This window comes from Micropruina glycogenica, assembly GCF_900289045.1.
Classification (GTDB): Bacteria; Actinomycetota; Actinomycetes; order Propionibacteriales; family Propionibacteriaceae; genus Micropruina; species Micropruina glycogenica.
In genome coordinates this window covers 1,649,438-1,671,588 of record NZ_LT985188.1, presented here as the reverse complement: position 1 = coordinate 1,671,588, position 22,151 = coordinate 1,649,438, and the positions used below count along the sequence as shown (strand labels likewise).

At 66.2% G+C, this 22,151-nt stretch carries 25 protein-coding genes and 2 tRNA genes; 18 read left to right on the top strand and 9 right to left on the bottom strand.

Annotation, left to right across the window (positions count from 1 at the left end):
* The first annotated feature begins 63 nt into the window (after positions 1-63).
* The 3 genes from cimA to MPLG2_RS07700 all read left to right on the top strand — a co-directional run bounded on the left by cimA (position 64) and on the right by MPLG2_RS07700 (position 3,850).
* Entirely contained in the window at positions 64-1,659 is a 1,596-nt protein-coding gene (gene cimA, locus MPLG2_RS07710; protein WP_105185624.1) for a citramalate synthase, read from the top strand.
* A 383-nt stretch (positions 1,660-2,042) separates the two neighbouring features.
* Entirely contained in the window at positions 2,043-2,696 is a 654-nt protein-coding gene (locus MPLG2_RS07705; protein ID WP_105185623.1) for a DUF1707 SHOCT-like domain-containing protein, read from the top strand.
* Positions 2,697-3,151: 455 nt separating this feature from the next.
* Positions 3,152-3,850: a DUF1361 domain-containing protein gene (locus MPLG2_RS07700; RefSeq protein WP_105185622.1), complete on the top strand. Its 699-nt coding sequence runs from the start codon at positions 3,152-3,154 to the stop codon at positions 3,848-3,850.
* Here the strand turns inward: MPLG2_RS07700 and MPLG2_RS07695 are convergent.
* Positions 3,807-4,097, bottom strand: a complete 291-nt coding sequence (locus MPLG2_RS07695; protein ID WP_105185621.1) for an isoamylase early set domain-containing protein — start codon at positions 4,095-4,097, stop codon at positions 3,807-3,809. The two genes, MPLG2_RS07700 and MPLG2_RS07695, sit on opposite strands and share 44 nt — an antisense overlap.
* 394 nt (positions 4,098-4,491) lie before the next feature.
* Here MPLG2_RS07695 and MPLG2_RS07690 point away from each other — a divergent pair, with 394 nt between their 5' ends.
* On the top strand, positions 4,492-4,734 hold the full coding sequence (locus MPLG2_RS07690; RefSeq protein ID WP_105185620.1) for a hypothetical protein: 243 nt from the start codon (positions 4,492-4,494) through the stop codon (positions 4,732-4,734).
* Between the two features lies 1 nt (position 4,735).
* On the opposite strand, the gene MPLG2_RS07685 is transcribed toward MPLG2_RS07690, so the two are convergent.
* Positions 4,736-6,013, bottom strand: coding sequence for a thymidine phosphorylase (locus MPLG2_RS07685; RefSeq protein ID WP_105185619.1), 1,278 nt, complete (start codon positions 6,011-6,013; stop codon positions 4,736-4,738).
* A gap of 64 nt (positions 6,014-6,077) precedes the next feature.
* Between MPLG2_RS07685 and MPLG2_RS07680 the strand changes: the two genes are divergently transcribed.
* Positions 6,078-6,881, top strand: a complete 804-nt coding sequence (locus MPLG2_RS07680) for a fumarylacetoacetate hydrolase family protein (RefSeq protein ID WP_105185618.1) — start codon at positions 6,078-6,080, stop codon at positions 6,879-6,881.
* A gap of 2 nt (positions 6,882-6,883) precedes the next feature.
* Complete coding sequence (locus tag MPLG2_RS07675) at positions 6,884-7,864, top strand: CPBP family intramembrane glutamic endopeptidase (protein WP_105185617.1); 981 nt, start codon at positions 6,884-6,886, stop codon at positions 7,862-7,864.
* Positions 7,865-8,021: 157 nt separating this feature from the next.
* Here MPLG2_RS07675 and MPLG2_RS07670 read toward each other — a convergent pair whose 3' ends face one another.
* Together MPLG2_RS07670 and MPLG2_RS07665 are read right to left on the bottom strand one after the other, a co-directional pair.
* A complete protein-coding gene (locus tag MPLG2_RS07670; protein ID WP_105187409.1) occupies positions 8,022-9,290 on the bottom strand; it encodes an integrase catalytic domain-containing protein in 1,269 nt (422 codons plus the stop codon).
* A 111-nt stretch (positions 9,291-9,401) separates the two neighbouring features.
* Entirely contained in the window at positions 9,402-10,670 is a 1,269-nt protein-coding gene (locus tag MPLG2_RS07665; RefSeq protein ID WP_105187409.1) for an integrase catalytic domain-containing protein, read from the bottom strand.
* A 157-nt stretch (positions 10,671-10,827) separates the two neighbouring features.
* Here MPLG2_RS07665 and MPLG2_RS07660 point away from each other — a divergent pair.
* The 3 genes from MPLG2_RS07660 (at position 10,828) to MPLG2_RS07650 (ending at position 11,870) form a co-directional block, all read left to right on the top strand.
* Positions 10,828-10,899: transfer RNA gene (locus MPLG2_RS07660), tRNA-Gln, on the top strand.
* Between the two features lie 70 nt (positions 10,900-10,969).
* Positions 10,970-11,045 (top strand) — tRNA-Glu (locus tag MPLG2_RS07655).
* Between the two features lie 78 nt (positions 11,046-11,123).
* On the top strand, positions 11,124-11,870 hold the full coding sequence (locus MPLG2_RS07650; protein WP_105185616.1) for a B3/B4 domain-containing protein: 747 nt from the start codon (positions 11,124-11,126) through the stop codon (positions 11,868-11,870).
* A gap of 270 nt (positions 11,871-12,140) precedes the next feature.
* Here the strand turns inward: MPLG2_RS07650 and MPLG2_RS07645 are convergent, their stop codons facing one another.
* Complete coding sequence (locus MPLG2_RS07645; RefSeq protein WP_105185615.1) at positions 12,141-12,347, bottom strand: hypothetical protein; 207 nt, start codon at positions 12,345-12,347, stop codon at positions 12,141-12,143.
* 178 nt (positions 12,348-12,525) lie between these two features.
* Here MPLG2_RS07645 and MPLG2_RS18405 point away from each other — a divergent pair, with 178 nt between their 5' ends.
* From MPLG2_RS18405 to MPLG2_RS07620, 6 genes are read left to right on the top strand one after another with little or no spacing between them, the layout of a single operon-like run.
* Positions 12,526-12,852: a hypothetical protein gene (locus tag MPLG2_RS18405; protein ID WP_158680963.1), complete on the top strand. Its 327-nt coding sequence runs from the start codon at positions 12,526-12,528 to the stop codon at positions 12,850-12,852.
* Between the two features lie 39 nt (positions 12,853-12,891).
* The gene (locus MPLG2_RS07640; protein ID WP_105185614.1) at positions 12,892-13,887 is read left to right on the top strand and encodes an AAA family ATPase; all 996 of its coding nucleotides are present in this window, start codon (positions 12,892-12,894) and stop codon (positions 13,885-13,887) included.
* Between the two features lie 14 nt (positions 13,888-13,901).
* Positions 13,902-14,537, top strand: coding sequence for a DUF4129 domain-containing protein (locus tag MPLG2_RS07635; RefSeq protein WP_105185613.1), 636 nt, complete (start codon positions 13,902-13,904; stop codon positions 14,535-14,537).
* Positions 14,537-14,980 (top strand): hypothetical protein, encoded by a 444-nt coding sequence (locus MPLG2_RS07630; RefSeq protein ID WP_158680962.1) that lies wholly within the window; start codon positions 14,537-14,539, stop codon positions 14,978-14,980. The genes MPLG2_RS07635 and MPLG2_RS07630 overlap by 1 nt, the downstream gene beginning before the upstream one ends.
* Positions 14,977-16,206, top strand: coding sequence for a DUF58 domain-containing protein (locus MPLG2_RS07625; RefSeq protein ID WP_105185611.1), 1,230 nt, complete (start codon positions 14,977-14,979; stop codon positions 16,204-16,206). Before MPLG2_RS07630 ends, MPLG2_RS07625 begins: the two co-directional genes overlap by 4 nt.
* A 53-nt stretch (positions 16,207-16,259) precedes the next feature.
* Positions 16,260-16,748, top strand: coding sequence for a hypothetical protein (locus tag MPLG2_RS07620; protein WP_105185610.1), 489 nt, complete (start codon positions 16,260-16,262; stop codon positions 16,746-16,748).
* 169 nt (positions 16,749-16,917) lie between these two features.
* Here the strand turns inward: MPLG2_RS07620 and MPLG2_RS07615 are convergent, their stop codons facing one another.
* Complete coding sequence (locus MPLG2_RS07615; RefSeq protein WP_408632054.1) at positions 16,918-17,436, bottom strand: transposase; 519 nt, start codon at positions 17,434-17,436, stop codon at positions 16,918-16,920.
* Between the two features lie 476 nt (positions 17,437-17,912).
* Here MPLG2_RS07615 and MPLG2_RS07610 point away from each other — a divergent pair, with 476 nt between their 5' ends.
* Together MPLG2_RS07610 and MPLG2_RS07605 are read left to right on the top strand one after the other, a co-directional pair.
* Positions 17,913-18,146, top strand: a complete 234-nt coding sequence (locus MPLG2_RS07610; RefSeq protein ID WP_231935989.1) for a helix-turn-helix domain-containing protein — start codon at positions 17,913-17,915, stop codon at positions 18,144-18,146.
* On the top strand, positions 18,130-18,681 hold the full coding sequence (locus MPLG2_RS07605) for a hypothetical protein (protein ID WP_158680961.1): 552 nt from the start codon (positions 18,130-18,132) through the stop codon (positions 18,679-18,681). Before MPLG2_RS07610 ends, MPLG2_RS07605 begins: the two co-directional genes overlap by 17 nt.
* On the opposite strand, the gene MPLG2_RS07600 is transcribed toward MPLG2_RS07605, so the two are convergent.
* Complete coding sequence (locus MPLG2_RS07600; protein WP_105185607.1) at positions 18,678-19,799, bottom strand: hypothetical protein; 1,122 nt, start codon at positions 19,797-19,799, stop codon at positions 18,678-18,680. The genes MPLG2_RS07605 and MPLG2_RS07600 overlap by 4 nt on opposite strands.
* Positions 19,796-20,878 (bottom strand): ImmA/IrrE family metallo-endopeptidase, encoded by a 1,083-nt coding sequence (locus MPLG2_RS07595; protein WP_105185606.1) that lies wholly within the window; start codon positions 20,876-20,878, stop codon positions 19,796-19,798. Before MPLG2_RS07595 ends, MPLG2_RS07600 begins: the two co-directional genes overlap by 4 nt.
* Before the next feature lie 108 nt (positions 20,879-20,986).
* On the opposite strand from MPLG2_RS07595, the gene MPLG2_RS07590 reads away from it, so the two are divergent.
* On the top strand, positions 20,987-21,181 hold the full coding sequence (locus tag MPLG2_RS07590; RefSeq protein WP_197710116.1) for a PTS glucose transporter subunit IIA: 195 nt from the start codon (positions 20,987-20,989) through the stop codon (positions 21,179-21,181).
* Between the two features lie 58 nt (positions 21,182-21,239).
* Here the strand turns inward: MPLG2_RS07590 and MPLG2_RS07585 are convergent, their stop codons facing one another.
* The gene (locus MPLG2_RS07585) at positions 21,240-22,073 is read right to left on the bottom strand and encodes a hypothetical protein (protein ID WP_105185604.1); all 834 of its coding nucleotides are present in this window, start codon (positions 22,071-22,073) and stop codon (positions 21,240-21,242) included.
* Positions 22,074-22,151 lie beyond the last annotated feature (78 nt).

Here is a 22,151-nt window from a genome sequence, read left to right as displayed (position 1 = left end):
GACCTAGCGGGAGACTCGACAGACTTGTGTTCTTCTCCAAGTACTTGACCAGAACGAGGCGCAATGACGAGTCTGCCGGTGGCCCCCGACACCTTTCACGTCTTCGATACCACCCTTCGAGACGGTGCCCAGCAAGAGGGACTGCGGCTGACCGTCGCCGACAAGCTCAAGATCGCCCGGCACCTCGACGAACTCGGGGTGAACTTCATCGAGGGCGGCTGGCCCGGCGCCAACCCCAACGACACCGCGTTCTTCGCGGCCGCCGCCGACGGCGAACTCGAACTGCACCACGCCGAACTGGTGGCGTTCGGCTTCACCCGCAGGGTCGGCGCCAAAGCGGCGGACGATCCGCTGGTGCAGGCGTTGATCGACGCCCGCACACCGGTGATCTGCATCGTCGCCAAGAGCCACGACGAGCACGTGTTTCGCGCGTTGCACGCCACGCTCGAAGAGAACCTCGAGATGATCCGCGACACGGTCAGTCACCTGGTGGCCAACGGCCGCCGGGTGTTCGTCGACTGCGAGCACTTCTTCGACGGCTACAAATCCAATCCGGCCTATGCGCTGGAGTGCGTGCGCACCGCCGCCGAGGCCGGCGCCGAGGTGGTCGTGCTGTGCGACACCAACGGCGGCATGCTGCCGTCCCAGATGGGTGACATCGTCACCGCCGCGAGCGCGATCGGCGTCGACCTGGGCGTCCACTGCCACAACGACACCGGCTGTGCGGTGGCCAACACGCTCGCCGCGGTCGACGCGGGCGTGATGCACATTCAGGGCACCGTGAACGGGCACGGCGAGCGCACCGGCAACGCCAACATCATCACGCTGATCGCGAACCTGCAGCTGAAGTACGGCTGGTCGCTGGTGTCGGAGGCGTCGCTGCGTGAGGCCACTCGCATCAGCCACGCCATCTCGGGCATCACCAACGTGCCGCCGAACAGCAGGCAGCCCTACGTGGGCATCTCGGCGTTCGCGCACAAGGCCGGGCTGCACGCGTCCGCGATCAAGGTCGACGCCAATCTCTACCAGCACATCGACCCCACCCTGGTGGGCAACGACATGCGCATGCTGGTGAGCGACATGGCCGGCCGGGCGAACATTCAGCTCAAGGGCGAGGAGCTCGGCTACGACCTGTCCGATCGCGAGCTGGCCGGACGCATCACCGACGTGGTCAAGCAGCGTGAGATGGACGGCTACAGCTACGAGTCGGCCGACGCCAGCTTCGAACTGCTGCTGCGTGAGCAACTCGAGTTGGGCGACGACTTCTTCGAGGTGCTCAGCTGGCGGGTGCTCACCGGGCATGAGGTGAAGCCCGAAGGCGATTCCGAGGCGACGGTCAAGCTGCGCGCCCGCGGCGAGGTTTTGGCCTACGTGGGCGAGGGCCACGGGCCGGTGAACGCGCTCGACATGGCGCTGCGGGCGGCCCTCAAGCAGGCCTACGCGCATGTGGACGACTTCGAGTTGATCGACTACCGGGTGCGCATTCTCGACCAGGGCCACGGCACCGACGCGATCGTGCGCACCCTCATCGACACCACCGACGGCGAGCGCACCTGGACGACGGTGGGCGTGGGCACCAACGTGATCGAGGCGAGCTGGGAGGCGTTGTACGACGCCTACCGCTGGGGGCTGACCAAGCGGGCCGTTCCGGTCGGCTGAGGCCGGAGTCGCACACCCGAAACGACACGCACGATCGCGGGTGGTGATCGGGCCACGATCGTGCACGTTGGTGCCCAAGGGATCGGTGCTGGGCCGTTGGTGTTTCCGCCGCAAGCTCAGCCGGAGCAGCGTCACGGACCAGAGATCCCGGCGTTCGCCGGGATGACGAGGTGAGAGGGCGCCTTTCTCGTCGTGCGGGTGAACGCGGAGAGTCGACGTCTATCTCGTCATCGCGGCGAACGCGGAGAGTTGGCGCCTATCGCGTCATCCCGGCGAACGCCGGGATCTCGTCGCTCGAACTGGCCGGTGATTGTCGAGTCTCAGGGTTGGTCTCGGGGACGCCCCTCAAGTGTCGTCCCGCGCCCGGCTCGTAGGATCGGCCCATGAGCGATCCCCACGAACAGCTTCGGGTCGGCAACGCCGAGCGCAGTGCGGCTGTTGCCGAACTGCAGCAGGCCGCGGTGGACGGCAAGCTGACCCCCGATGAACTCACCGAGCGAAGCGCCCTCGCACAGGCAGCTCGCACCTACGCCGACCTGGACGCCCTGCTGGGCGACCTTCGTCCGCCGGCGCCTCCGGTTCAGTTGCAGCCGGTCCAGGGTTACCCGGTCGCGGGCTACCGGGGTTCGTCCGACCCCACCGCCCCGCCCGGCTGGTCGCCCCATGATCCGCTGCTGATCAACGCCGGTTTCACCGGCGCCAAGCGCACCGGTGAATGGCAGGTGCCGCCCTTTCTACAGGTGCAGGCATTGGCCGACACCGTTCGACTCGACTGCCTGCAGGCGACGACCACGAGCGAGCTGATCGACCTCGAGGTTCTCCCCGGGGCGGGCGCCGTCGTGCTGGTGGTGCCCGAAGGCTGGGCGGTGCAGGTCGATCGGCTGGGAAAGACGTGGGGCTCGGTGTCGTCCAAGGTGCCGAGCCGGGCGGCGTGGGGTAATCCGTTGATCGTCGTTCGCGGTTCCGTCGGCCTCGGTTCGTTCAAGGCCCGCGGCGCCAACTGGCTCGACCGCCGTCGGCTCGGACAAGACCGCTGAAAGACCTCCGGGTTCGACTTCGAGACGCTGGTGATCGCTGGTCGAGCTTGTCGAGACCCTTGCGGTGCCGGGGTTTCGACGAGCTTTCTCCGTTCAGGGGACGGTTCCCACGGTTCAACCAGCGACCTCAGGTCGTACAGAGCTGGACGAACTGGGGGTGGCCGGCGACGCCCTGCACCCGACGATGAAACGGGATCCATGAGGTGATGCAGCAGCGCCGTCAGCGTCGCGACTGATCACGTGGGCGAGCGCGAACACATCCGAGGTGGCGCAGTCGATCGCCTGCACCCAGAAGTGTCTGGCAGAGCATGACGGCATCGAATGGCGCGGGTTGGGGACGGTTCCTAACTCGCGCCACGTGGGGCCTGTGGCCACCCGAAGAGGCACTCAGGTGGTAGAAACTGGAGGTCCTCGGTCGGATGCCTTGCCACACTCGCCCCGGCTAGCGTGACGCCATGTCGACGCTTCGCGTGCCGCTGCGGCTCACCATCGGCCTCGCCGGCGCGACGGTGGTGGCGATCGGTGCCCTGGCCACGCGCATGGCGTTGACCGGGACGCCCAGGTACGGGTTCCTGTCCTGGAACCTCTTTCTGGCCTGGTTGCCGTACCTGGCCGCGGTGGCGGCCACCCTCGTCGCAGGAACCGGACGCCGCGGCGTGCTGCCCCTGGGCACGCTGTGGCTGTTGTTCTGGCCCAACGCCCCTTACATCGTCACCGACGTGGTGCACCTGCGTCGTCCGGGCGTCACCGTCACGTGGGTCGAGGTCACACTCATCGCCCTGTTCGCGGCCACCGGGCTGGCGCTCGGGCTGGCGTCCCTGGTGCTGATGCAACGGGTCGTGGCCGTCCGGTACGGGTCGACGGCGGGGGTGGCGTTGGTGGCCCTGGCACTGCCGCTCGGAGCGATCGGCATCTATCTGGGCCGCGTGCACCGCTTCAACAGTTGGGACGTGCTCGCCGACCCGTTCGCCCTGATGCGAACGGTGGCCTTCGACCTGTCCGGCCCGTTCAGCATGCCGGTGATGGCGGCACTGATCACCGCGATGACCTGCGGGCTGGCCGTGGCCTACGCGCTCGCCTGGCGGGTGGGCCAGGCGAGCGATGCTCGAATCAGCTCGCGCGGGCCAGAATCACGCTCGCGCCGGCGTCGATGAAATCGGCCTCGGGCTCGTCGAACCAGGCGTCGTTCTCACCCAGGTAGCGGAAGGCCACGATGTAGTCGGCGGGCACCTTCACCGTGGTGCTCATGGTGCCGTTGGAGCGCTTCTTCAGCGGGGCGGCGCCAGGGGTCCAGTCGTTGAAGTTGCCCACCACCGACACTTTGCCGGCCGGGTGGTCGGACGGCAGTGCGAACGTGATCGTGCGGGTGGGGGACTTGGTCGAACCGGTGAGCTTCAGCATGGCGGCGTTTCGGGCCTTTCAGGTTTCATTCGGGTGGTGGAGGGGCACCGGCGAGGCGGGGGGAAGGCTTGCCCGCCATCCACTCTGCCAGGTATTAGTGACCCTGACTATTTCGGGCGTGTCCTCATCGGAAGGGCGACTCGCCCTCGGTAGCATGAGGCAATTCCAGGCTGGTCGAACTCTCGTCAAGACTGCCGATCGAGCTTGTCGAGATCCACTTCATCCGACGCCCCCAACCGTTGATCGAGCTTGTCGAGACCTGTTGCGGCTAGCGGTTTCGACAAGCTCAACCAAGACCGCGCGTTGATCAGCGGTTCCTTTATCTGGTGCTTAGCGCCCGAAGGCGACTGTTGTTGCAGCCCCACCACCGGGGAACTACCGCAGGAGGAACATCATGAAGAAGCTCACCGCCACCGCCGCCGCGCTGCTGGTCACCGGCGGGGGAGTCATGCAATCGGCGACGCCGTCGCAGGCGATCACGGCAATCGTGCCCAACTACTTCTACTGCAATTGGTCGAACCAGTGCCGACAGATCAACGGCTCGTACGTGGCCTCGGTGCCCACGTACTGCCACCGGGTGCTGTTCGTGAACGTCGCGGCGAATCGCCGGGTGGCACTATGCGACAGGTGGGTCTGACTCACTCGATCCGTTCCAGCACCAGGGGACCCGCTTCGGCGGGTCCCTCGCCGATTTCCCACCCGCCGTCCAGTGCCTGTTCCGCCCGCTCGAAGCGCTCAGGGGTGTCGGTGTGCAGCGTGAACAAGGGTTGCCCGGCCTCGACTCGATCGCCGACGCCGGCCGTCCAGGTGACACCTGCGGCGGCCTGTACCGGGTCTTCCTTGCGGGCTCGTCCGGCCCCCAGTCGCCAGGCCGCGACGCCCACGGCGAGGGCGTCCAACCGGGTCAGTACCCCCGGGCGGGGCGCCTCGATCACCCTGGTATGCGAGGCGACGGGCAGCGGCGCGTCGGGGTCGCCGCCCTGGCCGCGGATCATCGCCCCCCAGACTTGCAGCGCCCGGCCCGACGCCAGCGCCTCGGCCGGGTCGGCCTCGATGCCGACGGTTTCGAGCATCGCCCGCGCCAGCGTCAGAGTGAGCTCCACCACGTCCGCCGGGCCGTCGCCATTGAGCACGTCCACCGCCTGCGCCACCTCGACCGCGTTGCCCGCGGCCCGGCCCAGCGGCGACTCCATCGACGTCACGTACGCCACCGTGCGCACCCCGGCGGCGGTACCCAGGCCCACCATCGTGCGCGCCAACTGCTCGGCGTCGGCGCGCCGGCGCATGAACGCCCCCGCACCGGTCTTGACGTCGAGCACCAGCGCGGGGGTGCCCTCGGCGATCTTCTTGCTCATGATCGACGACGCGATCAGCGGAATCGACTCCACCGTGCCGGTCACGTCGCGCAGTGCGTAGAGCTTCTTGTCGGCCGGCGCCAGGCCCGGACCGGGGGAGCAGATCACCGCACCCACCTCGTCGAGCAAGCGCATCATGGCGGCGGGGTCGAGATCGGCCCGCCAGCCAGAAATCGCCTCCAGCTTGTCGAGGGTGCCGCCGGTGTGCCCGAGGCCACGGCCCGACAACTGGGGAACCGCCGCGCCACAAGCGGCGACGATGGGCGCCAGGGGCAGCGTGATCATGTCGCCCACACCGCCGGTGGAGTGCTTGTCGACCACCGGACGCTGCAGCCCGCTGAAGTCCATGCGCTCGCCCGTGGCGATCATGGCGGCCGTCCACGCGTTGAGCTCGGCCTCATCCAGGCCCCGAAAGACGATCGCCATGGCCAGCGCCGCCATCTGCTCGTCGCCGATGCGACCGTCGGTGTAGGCGGGAATCAGCCACTCGATCTCGGCGTCGGCCAGCGCGCGACCGTCACGCTTGGCTCGAATCAGGTCCACGACGTCGTAGCTGTCCATGCCGCCGAGTATGGCAACGGCGGGCGTGACCGAGCCAGTGGCCCCGGCCGGTTAGGCTGCGCCTATGCGCATCGCCCGTTACGTCGCCGACGGTGGCGACCCCGCCTTCGGCATCGTCGAACTCGCCGAAGACGGCGCCGGTCACCCCGACAGCATCGCCGCCATCACCGGCGACCCGCTCGCCGGGCCGGTCAACTACACCGGCCAGCGGCTGCTGCTCGACGACGTGCGGCTGGTCAGCCCGGTGATTCCGCGCAGCAAGGTGATCGGCATCGGACGCAACTACGCCGCTCACGCCGCCGAACTCAACAACCCGGTGCCCGACGCCCCGCTGCTCTTCATCAAGCCCAACACCGCCGTGATCGGGCCCGGCGAGCCCATCGTCTACCCGCCCGAAACCGAGAACCTGCACTTCGAGGGCGAGCTCGCGGTGGTGATCGGACGCATCTGTCGCCGCGTTCCGCGTGACCGCGCCGCCGAGGTGATCTTCGGCTACACCGTCGGCAACGACATCACCGCCCGTGACCTGCAGACGTCCGACAAGCAGTGGGCCAGGGCCAAGGGGTTCGACTCGTTCTGCCCGCTGGGCCCCTGGATCGTCACCCACCTGAGCCTGGACGAGGCGTCCGACCTGCAGGTGACCACCACGGTGAACGGTGAACTGAAGCAAGACGGGCGTACCAGCGACATGGTGCAGGGCATCGCCGAACTGATCGAATACGTCAGCGGGTTCACCACGCTGCTGCCCGGCGACGTGATTCTCACCGGCACGCCGGCCGGGGTCGGCCCGCTGCAGCCCGGTGACCAGGTGGCGGTGACCGTGGAGGGCATCGGCACGCTGACCAACCCCGTGGTCGCGGAGAACTGAACGTGACGCTGCAACCCGCGAAAGACTCCTGGGTCGATCGATTCGCCACCGAGTCGACGCCCGAAGGGGTCACCTACGACGAAGTTCTGCTGGGGGGCAAGGAGTTCCCCCGATCGCGCAGCGTGGCGGGCATTCTGCTCGGCCTGCTGATGTTCTTCACGATCGCCATCGGCGTGGCCCAACTGGTCAACTCGATCGGGTGGATGATTCTGCGACCGGGCGGTGAGTACATCGACTGGCTTCGGGCCAACGCGGCCTTCGACAACCCCTGGGGCATGCTGTCTGCGCATCTCGCGCTGGCGACGCTGATACCGCTGAGCCTGGCGTTGGTGCTGTTCGTGCACCGCCGCCGTCCGGGCTTTTTGGCGTCGGTGCGTCCGTGGTTTCGGTGGCGCTACATGGGCATCAGCATGGGGTTGGCACTGGTGGTGTTCAACGTGTTCTTGTTCGTGCAGCACCTGGGCCAGCCGTTCCCCGCCCTGCAGCCGCAGCAGAACTTCTGGGCGTTCCTGGTGGTGATTCTGCTCACCTCGCCCCTGCAGGCCGCGGCCGAGGAGTTCTTCTTTCGCGGCTACCTGCTGCAGGCGTTTCACACCCTGGCGCCACGCAGCCCGTGGTTCGGTGTGGTGTGCTCGGCGGCGTTGTTCGCGCTGTTTCACGGCACGCAGAACATTCCGCTGTTCTTGGACCGGTTCGCGTTCGGTGTGCTCGTCGGCGTGCTGGTGGTGAAGACCGGGGGCTTGGAGGCCGCCATCGGCGCGCACGTGATCAACAACGTGCTGGCGTTCACCTACGCCGGGCTGGTCTCGACCATCGCCCAGGTGAAGGCCACGCAGGTGATCGGCTGGGTCGACTTCGGTTGGGACGTGGCCGGCTTCGGCGTCTACACCGTCCTGGCGATTCTGATCGGACGACGGATGGGGTTGGCCACCACGACGCCGGGTATCAAGAAGCTCGAGGGCGTCGACCCCTGGGAGAAATAGGACGCGCTGCTCACAGTCGGTCGAGCGTGTCGAGACCTTCGTCGGTCGAGCGTGTCGAGTCCTTCGTTGGTCGAGCGTGTCGAGTCCCTTGACCTTGAAAGGTTTCGAGAACTCAACCAGGGCACGCGCCGTCCGACCTCGATCCTGTGGACTCATGTCAAGATGCCCGCTTGGGTTGGGTCGTTGACTCATTTCGTTTTGCCCGCGTCATTTTTGTTCGGGATAGGTAGACGTGGTTGCGTTTGGCTGCTTTGAGGATGGTGCCGCGGCGGCGGGCGAGTTCGAGCAGGTTGCGTTGGATGAGGTCGATGTCTCGGCGTAGTTGGGCCGGGTTGGCCTGGGTGATGCGACTGTCAAGGTGTCGCCGGTCCTGGTCGTCGAGGACGGTGGGGTGGTCACGGAGCAGCCGGCCGGCCGGGGTGGTGGCGGTGTCGTAGGTCTTGGTGACTTTCGCTCCGGTGCGGGTCTTGGTTTTCAGCTTCTGTTGCGGGGTGAACAGGTTGGACAGTTCAGCGGCCAGGGGCCATAGCTGGTTGAGCAGGTCGAGTTCCCGGCTGGTGTCGTAGCGGTAGTAGCCGACGTTGCGGCGGACTCTGGTCCAGTTCTTCTGTTCGATGTGGGCTTGGTCGTTGGAATGGTTCGGGCGGCCGCGGGTGAACGTGATCTCACGGGTGTTGCACCAGCTCATCAGGTGGTGGTTAATGAACTCGGAGCCGTTGTCAGAGTGGACGCCCACGATCGCGAACGGGAACCGGAGGGCGAGTTGCTCCAGCCCGGTGGCCACGATCCTTTCGCCCTTGGACTTCACGGTGATGGTTTCGGTCCAACCGGTAGCCACGTCGACAGCGTCCAGGCTGTAGTGGAAGTGGCCGTTGTTGTCGCCGCCGTCGTGACCGACCAGATCGATCTCGATGAACCCTGGCTGGGTGTCGTCCCACTCGTGCCAGGTCTTCAGCGGGATCGACGATTTCAACAGCGATCCGGGGCGGGTCAAGGACCGGCCCTTGAGGTTGCCGACCAGCCCGAGCCGGTAGGGCCGCAATCGGCGATCGATGGTCGCCGCCGACATGGCCAGCAGTGCGTCGATGACTTCGGGTGTCGCGTTCAGCTCGCCCTTGGCGACCAGGCTCGCGACCAGGACCGGCAGCGCTGGGCGCACGATCTTGCCGCTGGGTCCGTCCAGCACCGCCCAGCACACCGCCAAGGCGTCGATCACCTCAGGTCCGTAGCGGAACACAGGCTCGCGGGGCCTGCGTGGCCGGTTCACGTCCACACCGGCGACCGCTGCCCGGATCATCTTGCGGGCATGGTCTCGATGCCAGCCGTTGACCGCGACCAGATGATCCAAAATGGTCGACTTCTCAGCCTTGGTCGCCTTCGGCCACGCCTTGACCTGGCTCGCCAGCACAGCCTTCCGTTGCCTCATCGTCAGCCCCATCCCCGCAGCCTGACCCACGCGGGCATTCTCAGATGAGTCAACGACCCCACCCACGCGGGCATTCAGCACGAGTCAACTCGTCGATCCTGTGGACTCATGTCAAGATGCCCGCTTGGGTTGGGTCGTTGACTCATTTCGTTTTGCCCGCGTCATTTTTGTTCGGGATAGGTAGACGTGGTTGCGTTTGGCTGCTTTGAGGATGGTGCCGCGGCGGCGGGCGAGTTCGAGCAGGTTGCGTTGGATGAGGTCGATGTCTCGGCGTAGTTGGGCCGGGTTGGCCTGGGTGATGCGACTGTCAAGGTGTCGCCGGTCCTGGTCGTCGAGGACGGTGGGGTGGTCACGGAGCAGCCGGCCGGCCGGGGTGGTGGCGGTGTCGTAGGTCTTGGTGACTTTCGCTCCGGTGCGGGTCTTGGTTTTCAGCTTCTGTTGCGGGGTGAACAGGTTGGACAGTTCAGCGGCCAGGGGCCATAGCTGGTTGAGCAGGTCGAGTTCCCGGCTGGTGTCGTAGCGGTAGTAGCCGACGTTGCGGCGGACTCTGGTCCAGTTCTTCTGTTCGATGTGGGCTTGGTCGTTGGAATGGTTCGGGCGGCCGCGGGTGAACGTGATCTCACGGGTGTTGCACCAGCTCATCAGGTGGTGGTTAATGAACTCGGAGCCGTTGTCAGAGTGGACGCCCACGATCGCGAACGGGAACCGGAGGGCGAGTTGCTCCAGCCCGGTGGCCACGATCCTTTCGCCCTTGGACTTCACGGTGATGGTTTCGGTCCAACCGGTAGCCACGTCGACAGCGTCCAGGCTGTAGTGGAAGTGGCCGTTGTTGTCGCCGCCGTCGTGACCGACCAGATCGATCTCGATGAACCCTGGCTGGGTGTCGTCCCACTCGTGCCAGGTCTTCAGCGGGATCGACGATTTCAACAGCGATCCGGGGCGGGTCAAGGACCGGCCCTTGAGGTTGCCGACCAGCCCGAGCCGGTAGGGCCGCAATCGGCGATCGATGGTCGCCGCCGACATGGCCAGCAGTGCGTCGATGACTTCGGGTGTCGCGTTCAGCTCGCCCTTGGCGACCAGGCTCGCGACCAGGACCGGCAGCGCTGGGCGCACGATCTTGCCGCTGGGTCCGTCCAGCACCGCCCAGCACACCGCCAAGGCGTCGATCACCTCAGGTCCGTAGCGGAACACAGGCTCGCGGGGCCTGCGTGGCCGGTTCACGTCCACACCGGCGACCGCTGCCCGGATCATCTTGCGGGCATGGTCTCGATGCCAGCCGTTGACCGCGACCAGATGATCCAAAATGGTCGACTTCTCAGCCTTGGTCGCCTTCGGCCACGCCTTGACCTGGCTCGCCAGCACAGCCTTCCGTTGCCTCATCGTCAGCCCCATCCCCGCAGCCTGACCCACGCGGGCATTCTCAGATGAGTCAACGACCCCACCCACGCGGGCATTCAGCACGAGTCAACTCGTCGATTTGGTCGGCGTGCGGCCGGTTCGGTAACGTTGTCAGTCGCTGGTCGCACGCGGCCAGCGATGGGGTATGGGGTAATTGGCAGCCCGCCGGATTCTGGTTCCGTCAGTCTAGGTTCGAGTCCTAGTACCCCAGCGCAGAGGATTGGCCGAGGCTGCGCTGGCTTTGGTAATCTTCGTGACTGTCGCCTTCGGGCGACCGCTAGGGCCCCGTTGTGTAGCGGCCTAGCACGCCGCCCTCTCAAGGCGGTAGCGCGGGTTCGAATCCCGTCGGGGCTGCCACCTTCAGCCCAGTCAGACGAACATTGACTGGGCTGACGTCGTTCCGGCCCGTCTTGACACTGACGAGAGGGCCCGCTCATGACCGATCTCGAAGCCTTTCTGGCCTCGGCGAGTGTCGACCAGGCGGTCTTCGCCCTGCGCCCGGAGTATCGCGCCCTGCTGATCGGGGTGTCTGGGCTGCCGCGTTCGGCCAGCACCGGCGGCGGACCCATCGACGCGGCTGCGGACGAGGTGTTGCTTCGTGCCGAGACGGTGGCTCGCGAGTTGCTTGCCGAGAACCCGGTCGAACAGTTGCCCCACGTCGCGGCGTGGCGAGACGCGTACCGCCAGTTCGGCGCCAAGCCACAGCGCACCCGCAACAGCCTCGAGGCGCTGCTGCGCCGCGCAGAGTCGGGACTGCCCAGGGTCAATCCGCTCACCGACATCTACAACGCCATCAGTGTGCTGCATCAGGTGCCGATCGGCGGCGAAGACCTGAGCGCCTACGTCGGCCCTCCGCGACTCGGGCGGGCCACGGGCTCGGAACCGTTCGACACCATGGCCAACGGGGCGGTGGCTGTCGAACGTCCGGAGCCTGGCGAGGTGATCTGGTGCGATGACGGCGGTGTGACCTGCCGCCGCTGGAACTGGCGCCAAGGTCGCCGAACGCAACTCGCGCCCGCAACAACCAACGCCCTGTTCATTCTGGACGCCCTCTCCCCGATGACCGACGAAGCCCTGACCGCCGCCGGGGACGAGTTGATCGACCGGTTGCGCGGTCTCGAACCGGAACTGTCGGTCGCCGTCCGCGTCCTTGGCGCCGGCAACGTTCGGCTGCCCAGCTGAGCTGAAGTGTCGCCTGCGAGTCGTTCGGGGGGCTTCCGAAGATGGCGGTCGCGGACTCGGAGAAGGCGTTCGACGTGGGTGGTGTGTAGGTTCTCGCGTGATCTGTCGTCGACAATTTGCGCTGACTAGGGCGACGACAACTTGTTGGTCGTCAGTGGTTTCTCACTATCTTGTCGGAATCCTCAGTGCTCGGCGGGCATCGCTGTTCGATTCCGCGCGACCCTAAGCGGTGTCCCGTTCGAGGACCGTTCAGTGGGCATTCGGTGACTCTCACGAACTTGTGCTCGGCGCACCTGCATTGTCGGCGCGGTCGAGCTCGCGACAGGCACTCGAGGCGGAGATCAGCGTGGCTGCGGTCAGCACCATCCGGCGCACGTCGCCTGCGTTCCACCACCACGCGATCGTGGCGAGTTCCGCACCGTAGGACGGGAAGTCGTCTCCGAACAGTCGGGTGACCAGGGTCGAGACGATGACCACCGTTAGCAGGAGGAGAGCGATCAATCTTGATTGGTCAGCAACGGATTCTCAGCGCCTTGTCCTGACTGAGACAGGCGAGTGACTTGGGCCACTTGCCGTGGCAGAGTGGAGCTCGTGCGGTGCCCACCCCAGGGGCACTGCCGAGGAGAATCATCCCCTCTCCCTACAGGAGTGCACTATGAAGAAGCCCGCTTTGATCGCTGCTACTCTCGCGGTCACAACGCTGATCCCTCTGCTGACCGCCTCGCCCGCTTGGGCCTATGAGGTCAGGACAAAGAATGTCTCGTGCGGAGTTAACCAACGACTAAATATCGTTTCAAACGATTACTCATACGCGACCCACTACTTCAAGGGTTCAGTTGTCAAGGCTTGGGGAACGGGTGGCTCTCACATCAGCGACAAGGCAGCCAGTGGCAAGAGCGGGCAGGTTAAGGATGAGGCAGGCGCGATCAACAGCTTCGGGGCGAACTGCTACTGCCCATCTGGTACGACCTGCGGCGCGTGATACCTGATCTTTGTCGGTCGGGTCTGTCACGATGACTGCATGAGCGCAGTCACCCCGCTGGCCGGTTTGTCGTTGTTGGACGCCGAGGCGCGGGCTGCCGAGGTGTTGGCTGAGGTTGATCGGGTGGTGGTCGGCAAGCATGACGAGCTGGCCATGGTGTTGGCCGGTGTGCTGGCCCGCGGCCACGTGCTGCTGGAGGACTTGCCCGGGGTGGGCAAGACGCTCGCCGCGAACGCGTTGGCGACGGCACTCGGGCTGGAGTTTCGGCGCGCGCAGTTCACGCCCGACTTGTTGCCGTCGGATCTGACGGGTTCGTCGGTGTTCGATCAGCAGCGGTCCAGGTTCGAGTTTCGGCCCGGTCCGGTGTTCACGGGGCTGTTGCTGGCCGACGAAGTGAACCGCACGCCGCCGAAGACGCAGGCGGCGCTCCTCGAGGCGATGCAAGAGCGACAGGTGAGCGTGGACGGCGAAACCCGGGCACTGCCGGTGCCGTTCCACGTGATCGCGACGGCGAACCCGATCGAGCATGAGGGCACCTACCCGTTGCCGGAGGCGCAGTTGGACAGGTTTCTGCTGCGGCTGTCGTTGGGTTATCCGGACGAGCGGCAGGAATGGCAGATCGTCGAGCAGCAACTCCGGCGTGAGCAACTGCCTAGTGTGCGCGCCGTCTTGAACGCCGAGGGGCTGCTGGCCTTGCAAGACGCCGTGGAGCAGGTGCATGTCGATGCGCTGCTGGGTGAGTACGCGGTCGCCGTGGTGAGGGCGACCAGGCAGCATGCGTCATGTCTGGCTGGGGCGTCGCCGCGCGGGTCGTTGGCCTTGGTATTGGTGGCGCGGGCGTGGGCGCTGATTCAGGGGCGTGGGTTCGTGACTCCGTCTGATGTGCAGCAGGTGGCGGTGCCTTCGCTGGCGCACCGGGTCACTTTGAGGCCGGAGTTGTGGCTGGGTGACGTCACGGCTGCTGATGTCGTCGCCGAGGTGTTGAGCCGGGTGCCGGTGCCGGATGTGTCCGGCGAGCCGCGCCGCGCGGGGTGACTGGCGGCCCCGGCGTGCGTGACTGGTGGAAGTTCATGCTGGAAGGCGTGGCGCTGGTACTCGTGGTGATCGCCGTGCTCGCCGGCGCCACCGCGGTGATGGACGGCAACCCCAGCGCAGACGAGCCGAGTCAGGGAACCACGACCGCTTCGGTGCCGGACGGTGAGTATGGGGAGAAAAGCCCCAGCCCGAGCCCAAGTGCGCAGCCACGCGCCGACGGCGACGATGCGGGGCAGTGGTGGGTACTGACGGTGCTGGGCGTCGTGGCGGCCGGCATCGGGGTGCGACTGTGGCTGCAGCGCCCGCCTTCCGTCGCCCTCGACGAACCCGAACCTGATGCCGACCAGATTCTCACTGACGCGCTCAACCGCTTGGACGCTGCCAGCACCGATGCGATCACGGTGTGCTGGCGGCAGTTGGAACGCCTCGCCGAGGTGCGTGGTGTGGTGCGCGGGGCGTCCGAGCCGGCCCACGATTTCGCCCGTCGGCTGGCCGCCGCGCTCAACCTGCCGGCCGACGAGTTGACCACCCTGGGCGGGTTGTATGAGCAGGCCTGGTATTCGAGCGCCGCCACCACCTACGCCGACATCGAAGCAGCTCGCGCCTGCCTACAAGCTCTGCTGCAAGCCGGCAACGAAAGACGGAGATGATGCGGCATCCGCTCGCCCTGCTCGCCGGCTTGATCGTGGTGGCGGGGCTGGAGTGGTGGGCGTTCGCCGCAAGTGCCGAGCCCGACCCGGCCACAGTGCGGTTCGTGATCATCGGCAGTTGCCTACTCATGGTGCTGCTGTGGTTCTTGGGCCGATCCGTCCCTGCGGCGGCGACCCCGGCCTGGCCGGCTAGCCGGCACTACACCCACGCGCCGTTTGTGGACGCCCGCACTCGACAGCTCGAAACCCTCCTGAGCCGGGACACGCCTGTCGGTTCGAGCGCTCAACTGGCCGTACTGCTCGGTGCGCACGTTCCGAGCGGCGTTCGGGTCTCGCCGGGGCTGACCGCATACGTCGAGGCGGCCCGGGCTGGCCGCGGCGTCCGTAGGCCGTCGGCGCAGCAGTTGGCCCGTTGGTTGTCCGAGATCGAGGACGCCCAGTGACTCGCCCCGCTCGCACCGCCGCGCTGATTCGCGCCGAGGTTGCTGGGGTGCTGTTGGCGATGTTGGCGGCCCTGTTCGGACGAGCCGACCTGTTGCTGCTCGCCGCTCCGCTGCTGCTCTACGCCGGGGCTGCCGAGCTAGCGCGGCCCCGCGAACAGACCGTCGAGTGCGAGAGCCGGACCCGGCGCGTCCGGATCGGCGACATGACCAGCGTGACGATCGACACCGTTCCGCCTGCCTTGCTGAGCGTCGCCGCACCGACGCAGCGCGGGATCATGCCCGCCGAGAAGGCTCCACGTTCGGCAGCCGACACGGGGCAGGTCACGCTGGCCGTCACGGTGGAGGAGTGGGGTAAGGTGACGCTCGGCCCGCTGATCTGCGTGGCGACCGACCCTATGCACGCCTGGCGCACCACTATCGCCCTGGAGGGCCCGACGCTGCTGGCGCAGCCCCTAGCTCGCACCGTTAGGGCGGCGTCGACGATCACGTCGCCGGTGGGAGCGGTGGGCCGTCACCCTTCACCCAGACCCGGGCCGGGCAGCAACCCGTCCGGCATCCGCCCTTATCAACCTGGTGATCGGACCAACCGGATCAACTGGCGCGTCGCCGGCCGCACCGGAAGATTGCACACGAATCAGAGCCAACTCGAACGCGACACCGACATTCTGATCGTGCTCGACACCCTCGCAGCAGTGGGCGCGGCGGACGGACCCGACAGCATCGATCTGGGCTGTGAGGCCGTCTCAACCATCGCCCACCACTACGCCTGGCTCGGAGACCGGGTCGCCCTACACGATCTCGGCGGACGACTACCCACCCTGAGGTTCGGCACCGGACGTAACCAAACCCGACGGGTGCTCGACGTGCTCAGCCACCTCGACCGCAGTAAACCCGACAAGCCCAGCCTGCCCGTGCTTCGTGTCCGGCCCGACACCTTGACCTTCGTGTGCAGCCCGCTGCTCGCCCGGCACGCCCTGGACGCGATCGGCGCCCTGCGGCGCGCCGGGCAGGAGGTCGTGCTGGTCGACACCTTTCCCACCGGTCTCGACCGGCAGCCCACGAACGCCGCCAACGCACTGCGCCTACGCGCACTCGAACGCGGCGACGACCTCGACCGACTGCGTCACCAAGGCATTGCTATCAGCCGCTGGCAGGGTGGCAGTAGCCTCGCTCCGCTCATGGCGGCCCTCGCCGCCTCGCGCGGACCCCGACGGGCAGCCCGATGAGAAGCGACGACACGACGAAACCAACCAAGGGGTTGCCAGGGTGGACCCTCACTGTGGTTCAGACCGCCCTGATCGCCGCCGCGACAGCGACCTGCTTTCGCGCCACCAGCCACCAACAAGCGTGGCTGATGACCTTCATCGCCTCTGTCTTCGTCGGCTGGGCGCTGCTTCGGCCCGACTCTCCGGCCACTTTGGGCTGGGTGCTGACCATCGGCGCCTGGTGGTTCACCGGTCTCGCCTACCCGACCATTGCTACTACGCTGCAGACCGCGCTGCTCACACTCGCCGCCCACTACGTCACCGCGGCGCGAGCGAGCAACCATCGCAGCACCCGGCTCAGCCCCCGCTACCTCGCCAACTGTTTGGCCGTGCTCGGCGTGCTCATGCTCGCCACCGCGCTGGCCGCTCCCGTGATAAGCGCCATCAGCGACAGCCCGGTCACCAGCGACCAGTGGACGATCGTCTGGATGGCGGCCGCCATCGCCGCGCTGAGTGGGCTCGCCTGGCGGTTCACCACCAAAGCGGACCCAGATCGTCAGTAGGGGTTGCGTTGAGGTCCTGGGGCATGGAGGCTGAAAAGGCCACGCCTCCGATGACTGATGAAATCGTGCCGAATCCCCTTTGGGTGGCTGGGGACGTGAGTCCGTTCGTCGTGAAGTTCTTCTTTTCGCGTTCGGTGAGTGAGGTTCACCCCCAACCGTGGAGGGTTCCTTATGCCGCCTCCGGTTGGAGAGCGGTGGTCTCGTAGGTGATGGGTGCCATCATGTCAGCGCTGCTGTGCCGGCGGGTGTGGTTGTAGAAGCCGTAGCACCATTCGAGCGCGACGGCCTGGGCGTGCCGGGTATCTGCGAACCGGTGCCGCGACAACACTTCCCATTCCAGCCAGGAGAAGAGTGCTTCGGTAGCAGCGTTGTCGAAGCAGGACCCGACCCGGCCCATGGATTGCCGGATGCCGAGCGTGCGGCATAGCTTCATTAACGACTTCGCGGTGTAGGTAGAGCCTCGGTCGGTGTGGAAGATCACCTGCTGGGATTCGCCGTCACGCCAGATCGCGTGTCTACCGCCCCGGGTGGCTACGGCCATCTTGATCGCGTCACAAGCGAGTTGCGCGTCGGGGTGCAGCCCGGTCGCGCCACCCAGCAGCCGGCGGCTGTAGAGGTTGATCACGGTCGCCAGATACAGCTTGTCGTCCTCGGTGGGGATCTCGGTCATGTCACCCACCCAACGCATCAGCCAGTGTCGACATGCTCACCGTCCGGATCGAGTCCCTACCTCGCAGCCGCACCGAATCGCTGGTCAGTTTGCAGATTTCCCACCCTTGCCCATCGAGCCACACCCGGCTGCCCAAGCGGGCTTCGAAGCTCGATGGCACTCCAGTCATGCGGCCTTACCCCCCGTGTGAGAACAGATTTCGGCGACAGTGGTTCGGTCAGGTCAGTCACCCAGGTGCCGCGCCACATGAGAGTCAGCAGGGCGCCCCGAGCGATCTGCGGATCAAGCCCCGATGCAGCTTCAGCCTCAGCCACCGACATGCCCTCTAGGCGGGCGACAGAAGCCCTGGCCGGTGGGATTCTCACTATCGTGTCGTGCTCTTCGCGGATTTGGTTGACGCTGACCGCTACTAATAAAAATCCGAGTATTATTATCCTATGCCTAGACGAGCCTCGACTGCGATCGAGCGCCGTCAGGGGCGTGCATTGGGTCTGGTGCTGCAGCGGAGCCGCCCGGGGACGGCTGAGGAGTTTGCGCGCGATGCGGGAGTTCATGTCGACACGGTTCGTCGAATCGAGCAGGGCGGGGTCGCTTCGCCGGGCTTCTTCTTGGTGACGCAGTTAGCGGATGCGCTGGGGCTGGGTCTGGAGGAGCTGCGGGAGCGGATACGAAGAGTGGATGCCGATCTGATCAGTGAGAAGGGTGCAGCAGGTGGCGACGAAACGTGAGAGCCTGCCGTTTGTGGGGTGGGATGTGGAGCAGCGGCTGGTCTGCCAGGGCGCTTGGGATGCCTGTGGTGGCCCCGGGGTGGTGCTTCCGTCGACCCGAATCGCTGGCGGACTGGCGTGGCCCGTGGTGCGTTGGGATGAGCCGGTGCTGCGTGATCGTCTGTTGCGGGGGGCTTCGGCGGTGGTGAACCGTGTCCGGGTTCGGGACTGGGTGGTTCAGGCGTCCGGGGAGAAGCTGCCGCTGGAACTTGTCGGGTTCGTGTTCACCGGTTCGCTGTCGGCGGTGCGGACGCCGATGTCAACGCTGGCGCCGTTGGGTCGCATGGTGTGGCTTTCCGCGCGGGTGGATGACTGGAGTCGATGGGCGTGCGAACTTCAGGGGGCATGGCTGGTCGAGTCGACGAACCATGAACTGGTCAGCCGAGGAAGCGATCCGTTGGAACTTCCCGCGGATGTTGGAGCAGTGGGGCGTCGGCTGCTCGGCGAGCAGTTGTTCGATCTGGCCGCTCGTGAGGACTGTTTGCCGCTTGGCTAGCGCGTGGCCTTGATCCAGGCCTTGAGATTGCCGGGGACCGGCCAGTTCTTGACCAGTTTCGCTGAGATCTCCTGGTTGACCGACAGTGCGTGCCTGCAGGCTTCGATCCAGCTGCGAGCGGACACCGTTGGGTCGTTCCCGATTACCTTCGCCGCGAGGGAGGCAAGACAGTGCAGCGAGTGCATGGCGGCTTCTGTTTCGGTTGCAATGTGGTCGAGTGTGGCTCCAGCGCAGAAGTCGCAATCGCAGGTCCACAGGCGAAGGTCGTCGCTGAAGTGTGGGATGGCGAGACCGATCGTCGATAGGGATCTGTGGCTCATTGAGGCAGGCACGTAGGCAGCGGGTTCGCGTTTTGTGGGTCCGCCCCCTGTTGGGGGCCAGATGTGCCGCCTGGAGGTGCTGGTGCCGATTGCGGCGTGGCTGGCACCGAAGGCGAGCGCTCCGATCGCCGTGATGTCGCAGCGGAGCTGGAGGACTGGGACGTCAGCGTGAGCCAGGACGTGGAGCAGGCCCAGGACGGCCGCTTCGGTGGCGAACGGGTCGTTGCGGTCTTCCACCATGAGTGCGACTGGGTTGCCGAAGCGATTGATCTGGTCGACGAGTTCGTCCGCCCGGTTTGTGATCCAGTGCTTTGCGAGGGGGAGTGTGGTGATGGCTTTGCTCTGGTTTGCCCCTTCTTTGAGCACAGCGGTTAGGCGGGCGTGGTTGTTGGCCGCAATGTAGGACGAGTCGGTGAGTGGCTGTTGGATGCCGATGCGTCGTTGGTAAGCGGTCCAGTCGGGGTCGAGATGGCCACTGGCCCCATCGCGGCCTTTGCCTGCGTAGCGCTCGGCATCAAAGAGCACCGGCCCGGCTTGTAGCTGCTGGTGTCGGTTGATGAGGGCGACCATGTCGTGGGTCTTGGTGGTGGCGTAGATGGCGCCCAGTCCTGCGGCGGCGCACCGCTCCACGAGTCCTCCCGTGAGGCCTTCGCTGGCGCGTGCCTGCATCAGGAGCGGGGCATCTTGCTCCAGGAGTGCGGTTCGTCTCTTGGCGGGGACCCGCTGGAGGCTGGTGGTGTCTGCCGGTTCGGCCCTGTGCAGGTCGCTGTGGAGGTCGAGGCGCATGGTGGTGCTCATGCAGGGTCCTGTCGAAGTGTGAGAGTTTGCCGGGGCGTCGACCGGGACGCGAGGAACACATCCATGAATTGTTGGGGGGTCATCCCCGCACGGTCTGCCATCGCAGGGACGGTGTCGCCGTTGGCTTCGCGTAGGGCGATCAGGCGTTGAGCGGTGGTCGGAAGCTCGCGGTCGGGCTGGCGAGGCTCTGCTTGACGCCATCCCGCCCTGCCGAGCCGGATCTGGAACTCGCGGTACTGCCGATCGGTAATCGTGCTCAGCTGGTGAGCCCGTCGGATCAAGGCTGCGACTGAGATTCCCCAGCGCTCTTTGATCGTGAGGAGACGCTCCAGGTCTGTCGTGCGGAGGCCCTCGAGCTCAGGGCGGATCTGGTCAGCCGGAGCCAACAGTTGGGCTGCGAACGCGTCAGCTTGGGGCTCTTGTCCTTCGCCTGGGGTCGTGTGGAGGAGTAGGTGGCCGAGTTCGTGGGCGAGAGTGAACCTGAGCCGGTCCGGCGCCAGACCGCGGCTGACGATGGTCATGGCGGCGGGGCCTTGGGCGAGCCGGGCTGAGAGGGCATCCTGTCCAGCGCTGAACAGGTCGCGGTCGACGACGATGACGCCGGCGCTTTCGATCAGGCCGGTGACGTGTCGGACGGGTCCATCAGCGATCCGCCACGTGGCACGGATGGTGTCGGCGGCCCGAACTGGGTCAGCGCCAAGGGTGCCGCTGCTCGGGAGCTTGTGCTGAGGGGCGAGGTCGACGTCCTCAGTCAGGACGGCGAGAGCGTTCGCGGTGAGTTGGGCGATCGCCTCGATCTGGTGCACGACACGCAATGTCATCGTGCTGGCCCGACGCCTGTGGTGCACGTACAAGCTGGCGGCAGCGAGGCTGGGGGCCAGGCGGGTTAGGAAGTCGCCGGGCACATCAAGCGCCCGCGCAACGGCGTCTACAGCGCCGGGATTGAGCGGAGCGAGGCCGCGTTCAGCTTTCGACAACGTGGGCTGCGCCACGCCGGAACGTTCAGCGAGATCACGCTGGGACCAGCCACGGGCCTCCCGCGCGATCGTTAGCGCGGTCCTAGTGCCGTCGGTGTCCATGCATGACTCCCTTCATCGTCAGCGACGCGGCAAGTGTATCAGATACTGCATCAAAAACCCGAGAGATGCCGGGCGCGAGGTGGCGCGACGACCAGGCGTCGCCAGCCAGTGAAGGCCGGAGACCCCCTGGTCGACATCGACATTGACCAGATCACCCGCGCCGGCTACTCAATCGTCACGCCTGTGGTGATCACCAACGCCAGCTCCGTCGGGCAGGTTCAGGCAGTCGACCAGAAGGCCGTCATGGCCGGCGACCCCGTGCTGATCGTCAAGCTCAACGCAGAGAGCGCCGCGGCGGTCTAGCGGAACAGAACCAGGGGGCACCGGGTCGGCGGTGCCCGCCCCTTCGCTGTTACTGCTGTCATTGCCCAAGAGTGCGCAGCGACAGTTCTTTGTACCGTTCAACCGCCCGCAGATGGAGGGTGACAGCCGCTTTGACGTGCCATTGCAAGGCGTCTTCGTTGGGTGAGAGCAGCACCTGATAGCCGCCCGGAATCTCGACCACTTCGGATCTCTGGCTGGCGGCCAGCATCGCGTAGGAATGGCTGTGCTGCAGTCCGGACATCTGTCTCCAGGTGGCCACCAGCCAGGCCCGGATGCCTGCATGCATGGAGGCGAGCGATCGTAACCTTGGCAGCTCGGTGACGAGGTTGGCCAGACGGTTCATGTCTTTGGCGGCGGCGTTGAAGTGGCGAGCTTCGCGGTCGAGTGCCTGGTAGGTGGAGTTCAGCGCATCGAGCGTTCGTTGACTCTCCTCGGCGTTGCTGAAGCCGGTCGCCACAGCTGCTTCGGCCCACAGCTTCTGCTCACGGGCATCGGCGAGTTCGAGCTGCAACCCGCGCCGTCGCCGGTTGAAGCTGTCGTCGGGATCAAGCACCCACAGGGCGTGGAAGGCGGCTTCGAAAGCTGGCCTGATCAGGCTCCAGGTCGCGTGAGGGGTGACACCTGAGGTTGTGAGGGTCTGGGTCAGGAGCCAATGATGATCCCAGGAAGCGGCCAGTAGTCCCGCCGCATGCAGATAGGGCCGCAAACCGGCGACCTTGCCTTCATCGAAGCGTCGGGCCGACAAGATGCTGGTGTCGCGACCGTACTCGGCGTCGCAGACCTCAAGTGCGACCCAGGAGCGGTCGATGTGCCGCCACAACTTGAGCAACTCGCTGCCGTCGAAGTCTTGCAGGTGCGTCCGGTCGGCCATGACAACAGTCTGATGGTAGCGACCGACAGTCTTCGCCCGCGGGGAAGTCACTCTCCACGGTCACAGGGTCGAGGACTC

What these genes read in the sequence shown, in the direction of transcription:
- MPLG2_RS07665 (WP_105187409.1), bottom strand. Translation starts at nt 10,670, where the DNA reads ATGAGGCAACGGAAGGCTGTGCTGGCGAGCCAGGTCAAGGCGTGGCCG.
- cimA (WP_105185624.1), top strand. Translation starts at nt 64, where the DNA reads ATGACGAGTCTGCCGGTGGCCCCCGACACCTTTCACGTCTTCGATACC.
- MPLG2_RS07640 (WP_105185614.1), top strand. Translation starts at nt 12,892, where the DNA reads ATGAGCGCAGTCACCCCGCTGGCCGGTTTGTCGTTGTTGGACGCCGAG.
- MPLG2_RS18405 (WP_158680963.1), top strand. Translation starts at nt 12,526, where the DNA reads ATGAAGAAGCCCGCTTTGATCGCTGCTACTCTCGCGGTCACAACGCTG.
- MPLG2_RS07705 (WP_105185623.1), top strand. Translation starts at nt 2,043, where the DNA reads ATGAGCGATCCCCACGAACAGCTTCGGGTCGGCAACGCCGAGCGCAGT.
- MPLG2_RS07595 (WP_105185606.1), bottom strand. Translation starts at nt 20,878, where the DNA reads ATGGACACCGACGGCACTAGGACCGCGCTAACGATCGCGCGGGAGGCC.
- MPLG2_RS07695 (WP_105185621.1), bottom strand. Translation starts at nt 4,097, where the DNA reads ATGCTGAAGCTCACCGGTTCGACCAAGTCCCCCACCCGCACGATCACG.
- MPLG2_RS07650 (WP_105185616.1), top strand. Translation starts at nt 11,124, where the DNA reads ATGACCGATCTCGAAGCCTTTCTGGCCTCGGCGAGTGTCGACCAGGCG.
- MPLG2_RS07685 (WP_105185619.1), bottom strand. Translation starts at nt 6,013, where the DNA reads ATGGACAGCTACGACGTCGTGGACCTGATTCGAGCCAAGCGTGACGGT.
- MPLG2_RS07670 (WP_105187409.1), bottom strand. Translation starts at nt 9,290, where the DNA reads ATGAGGCAACGGAAGGCTGTGCTGGCGAGCCAGGTCAAGGCGTGGCCG.
- MPLG2_RS07630 (WP_158680962.1), top strand. Translation starts at nt 14,537, where the DNA reads ATGCGGCATCCGCTCGCCCTGCTCGCCGGCTTGATCGTGGTGGCGGGG.
- MPLG2_RS07690 (WP_105185620.1), top strand. Translation starts at nt 4,492, where the DNA reads ATGAAGAAGCTCACCGCCACCGCCGCCGCGCTGCTGGTCACCGGCGGG.
- MPLG2_RS07585 (WP_105185604.1), bottom strand. Translation starts at nt 22,073, where the DNA reads ATGGCCGACCGGACGCACCTGCAAGACTTCGACGGCAGCGAGTTGCTC.
- MPLG2_RS07700 (WP_105185622.1), top strand. Translation starts at nt 3,152, where the DNA reads ATGTCGACGCTTCGCGTGCCGCTGCGGCTCACCATCGGCCTCGCCGGC.
- MPLG2_RS07600 (WP_105185607.1), bottom strand. Translation starts at nt 19,799, where the DNA reads ATGAGCACCACCATGCGCCTCGACCTCCACAGCGACCTGCACAGGGCC.
- MPLG2_RS07680 (WP_105185618.1), top strand. Translation starts at nt 6,078, where the DNA reads ATGCGCATCGCCCGTTACGTCGCCGACGGTGGCGACCCCGCCTTCGGC.
- MPLG2_RS07615 (WP_408632054.1), bottom strand. Translation starts at nt 17,436, where the DNA reads ATGCGTTGGGTGGGTGACATGACCGAGATCCCCACCGAGGACGACAAG.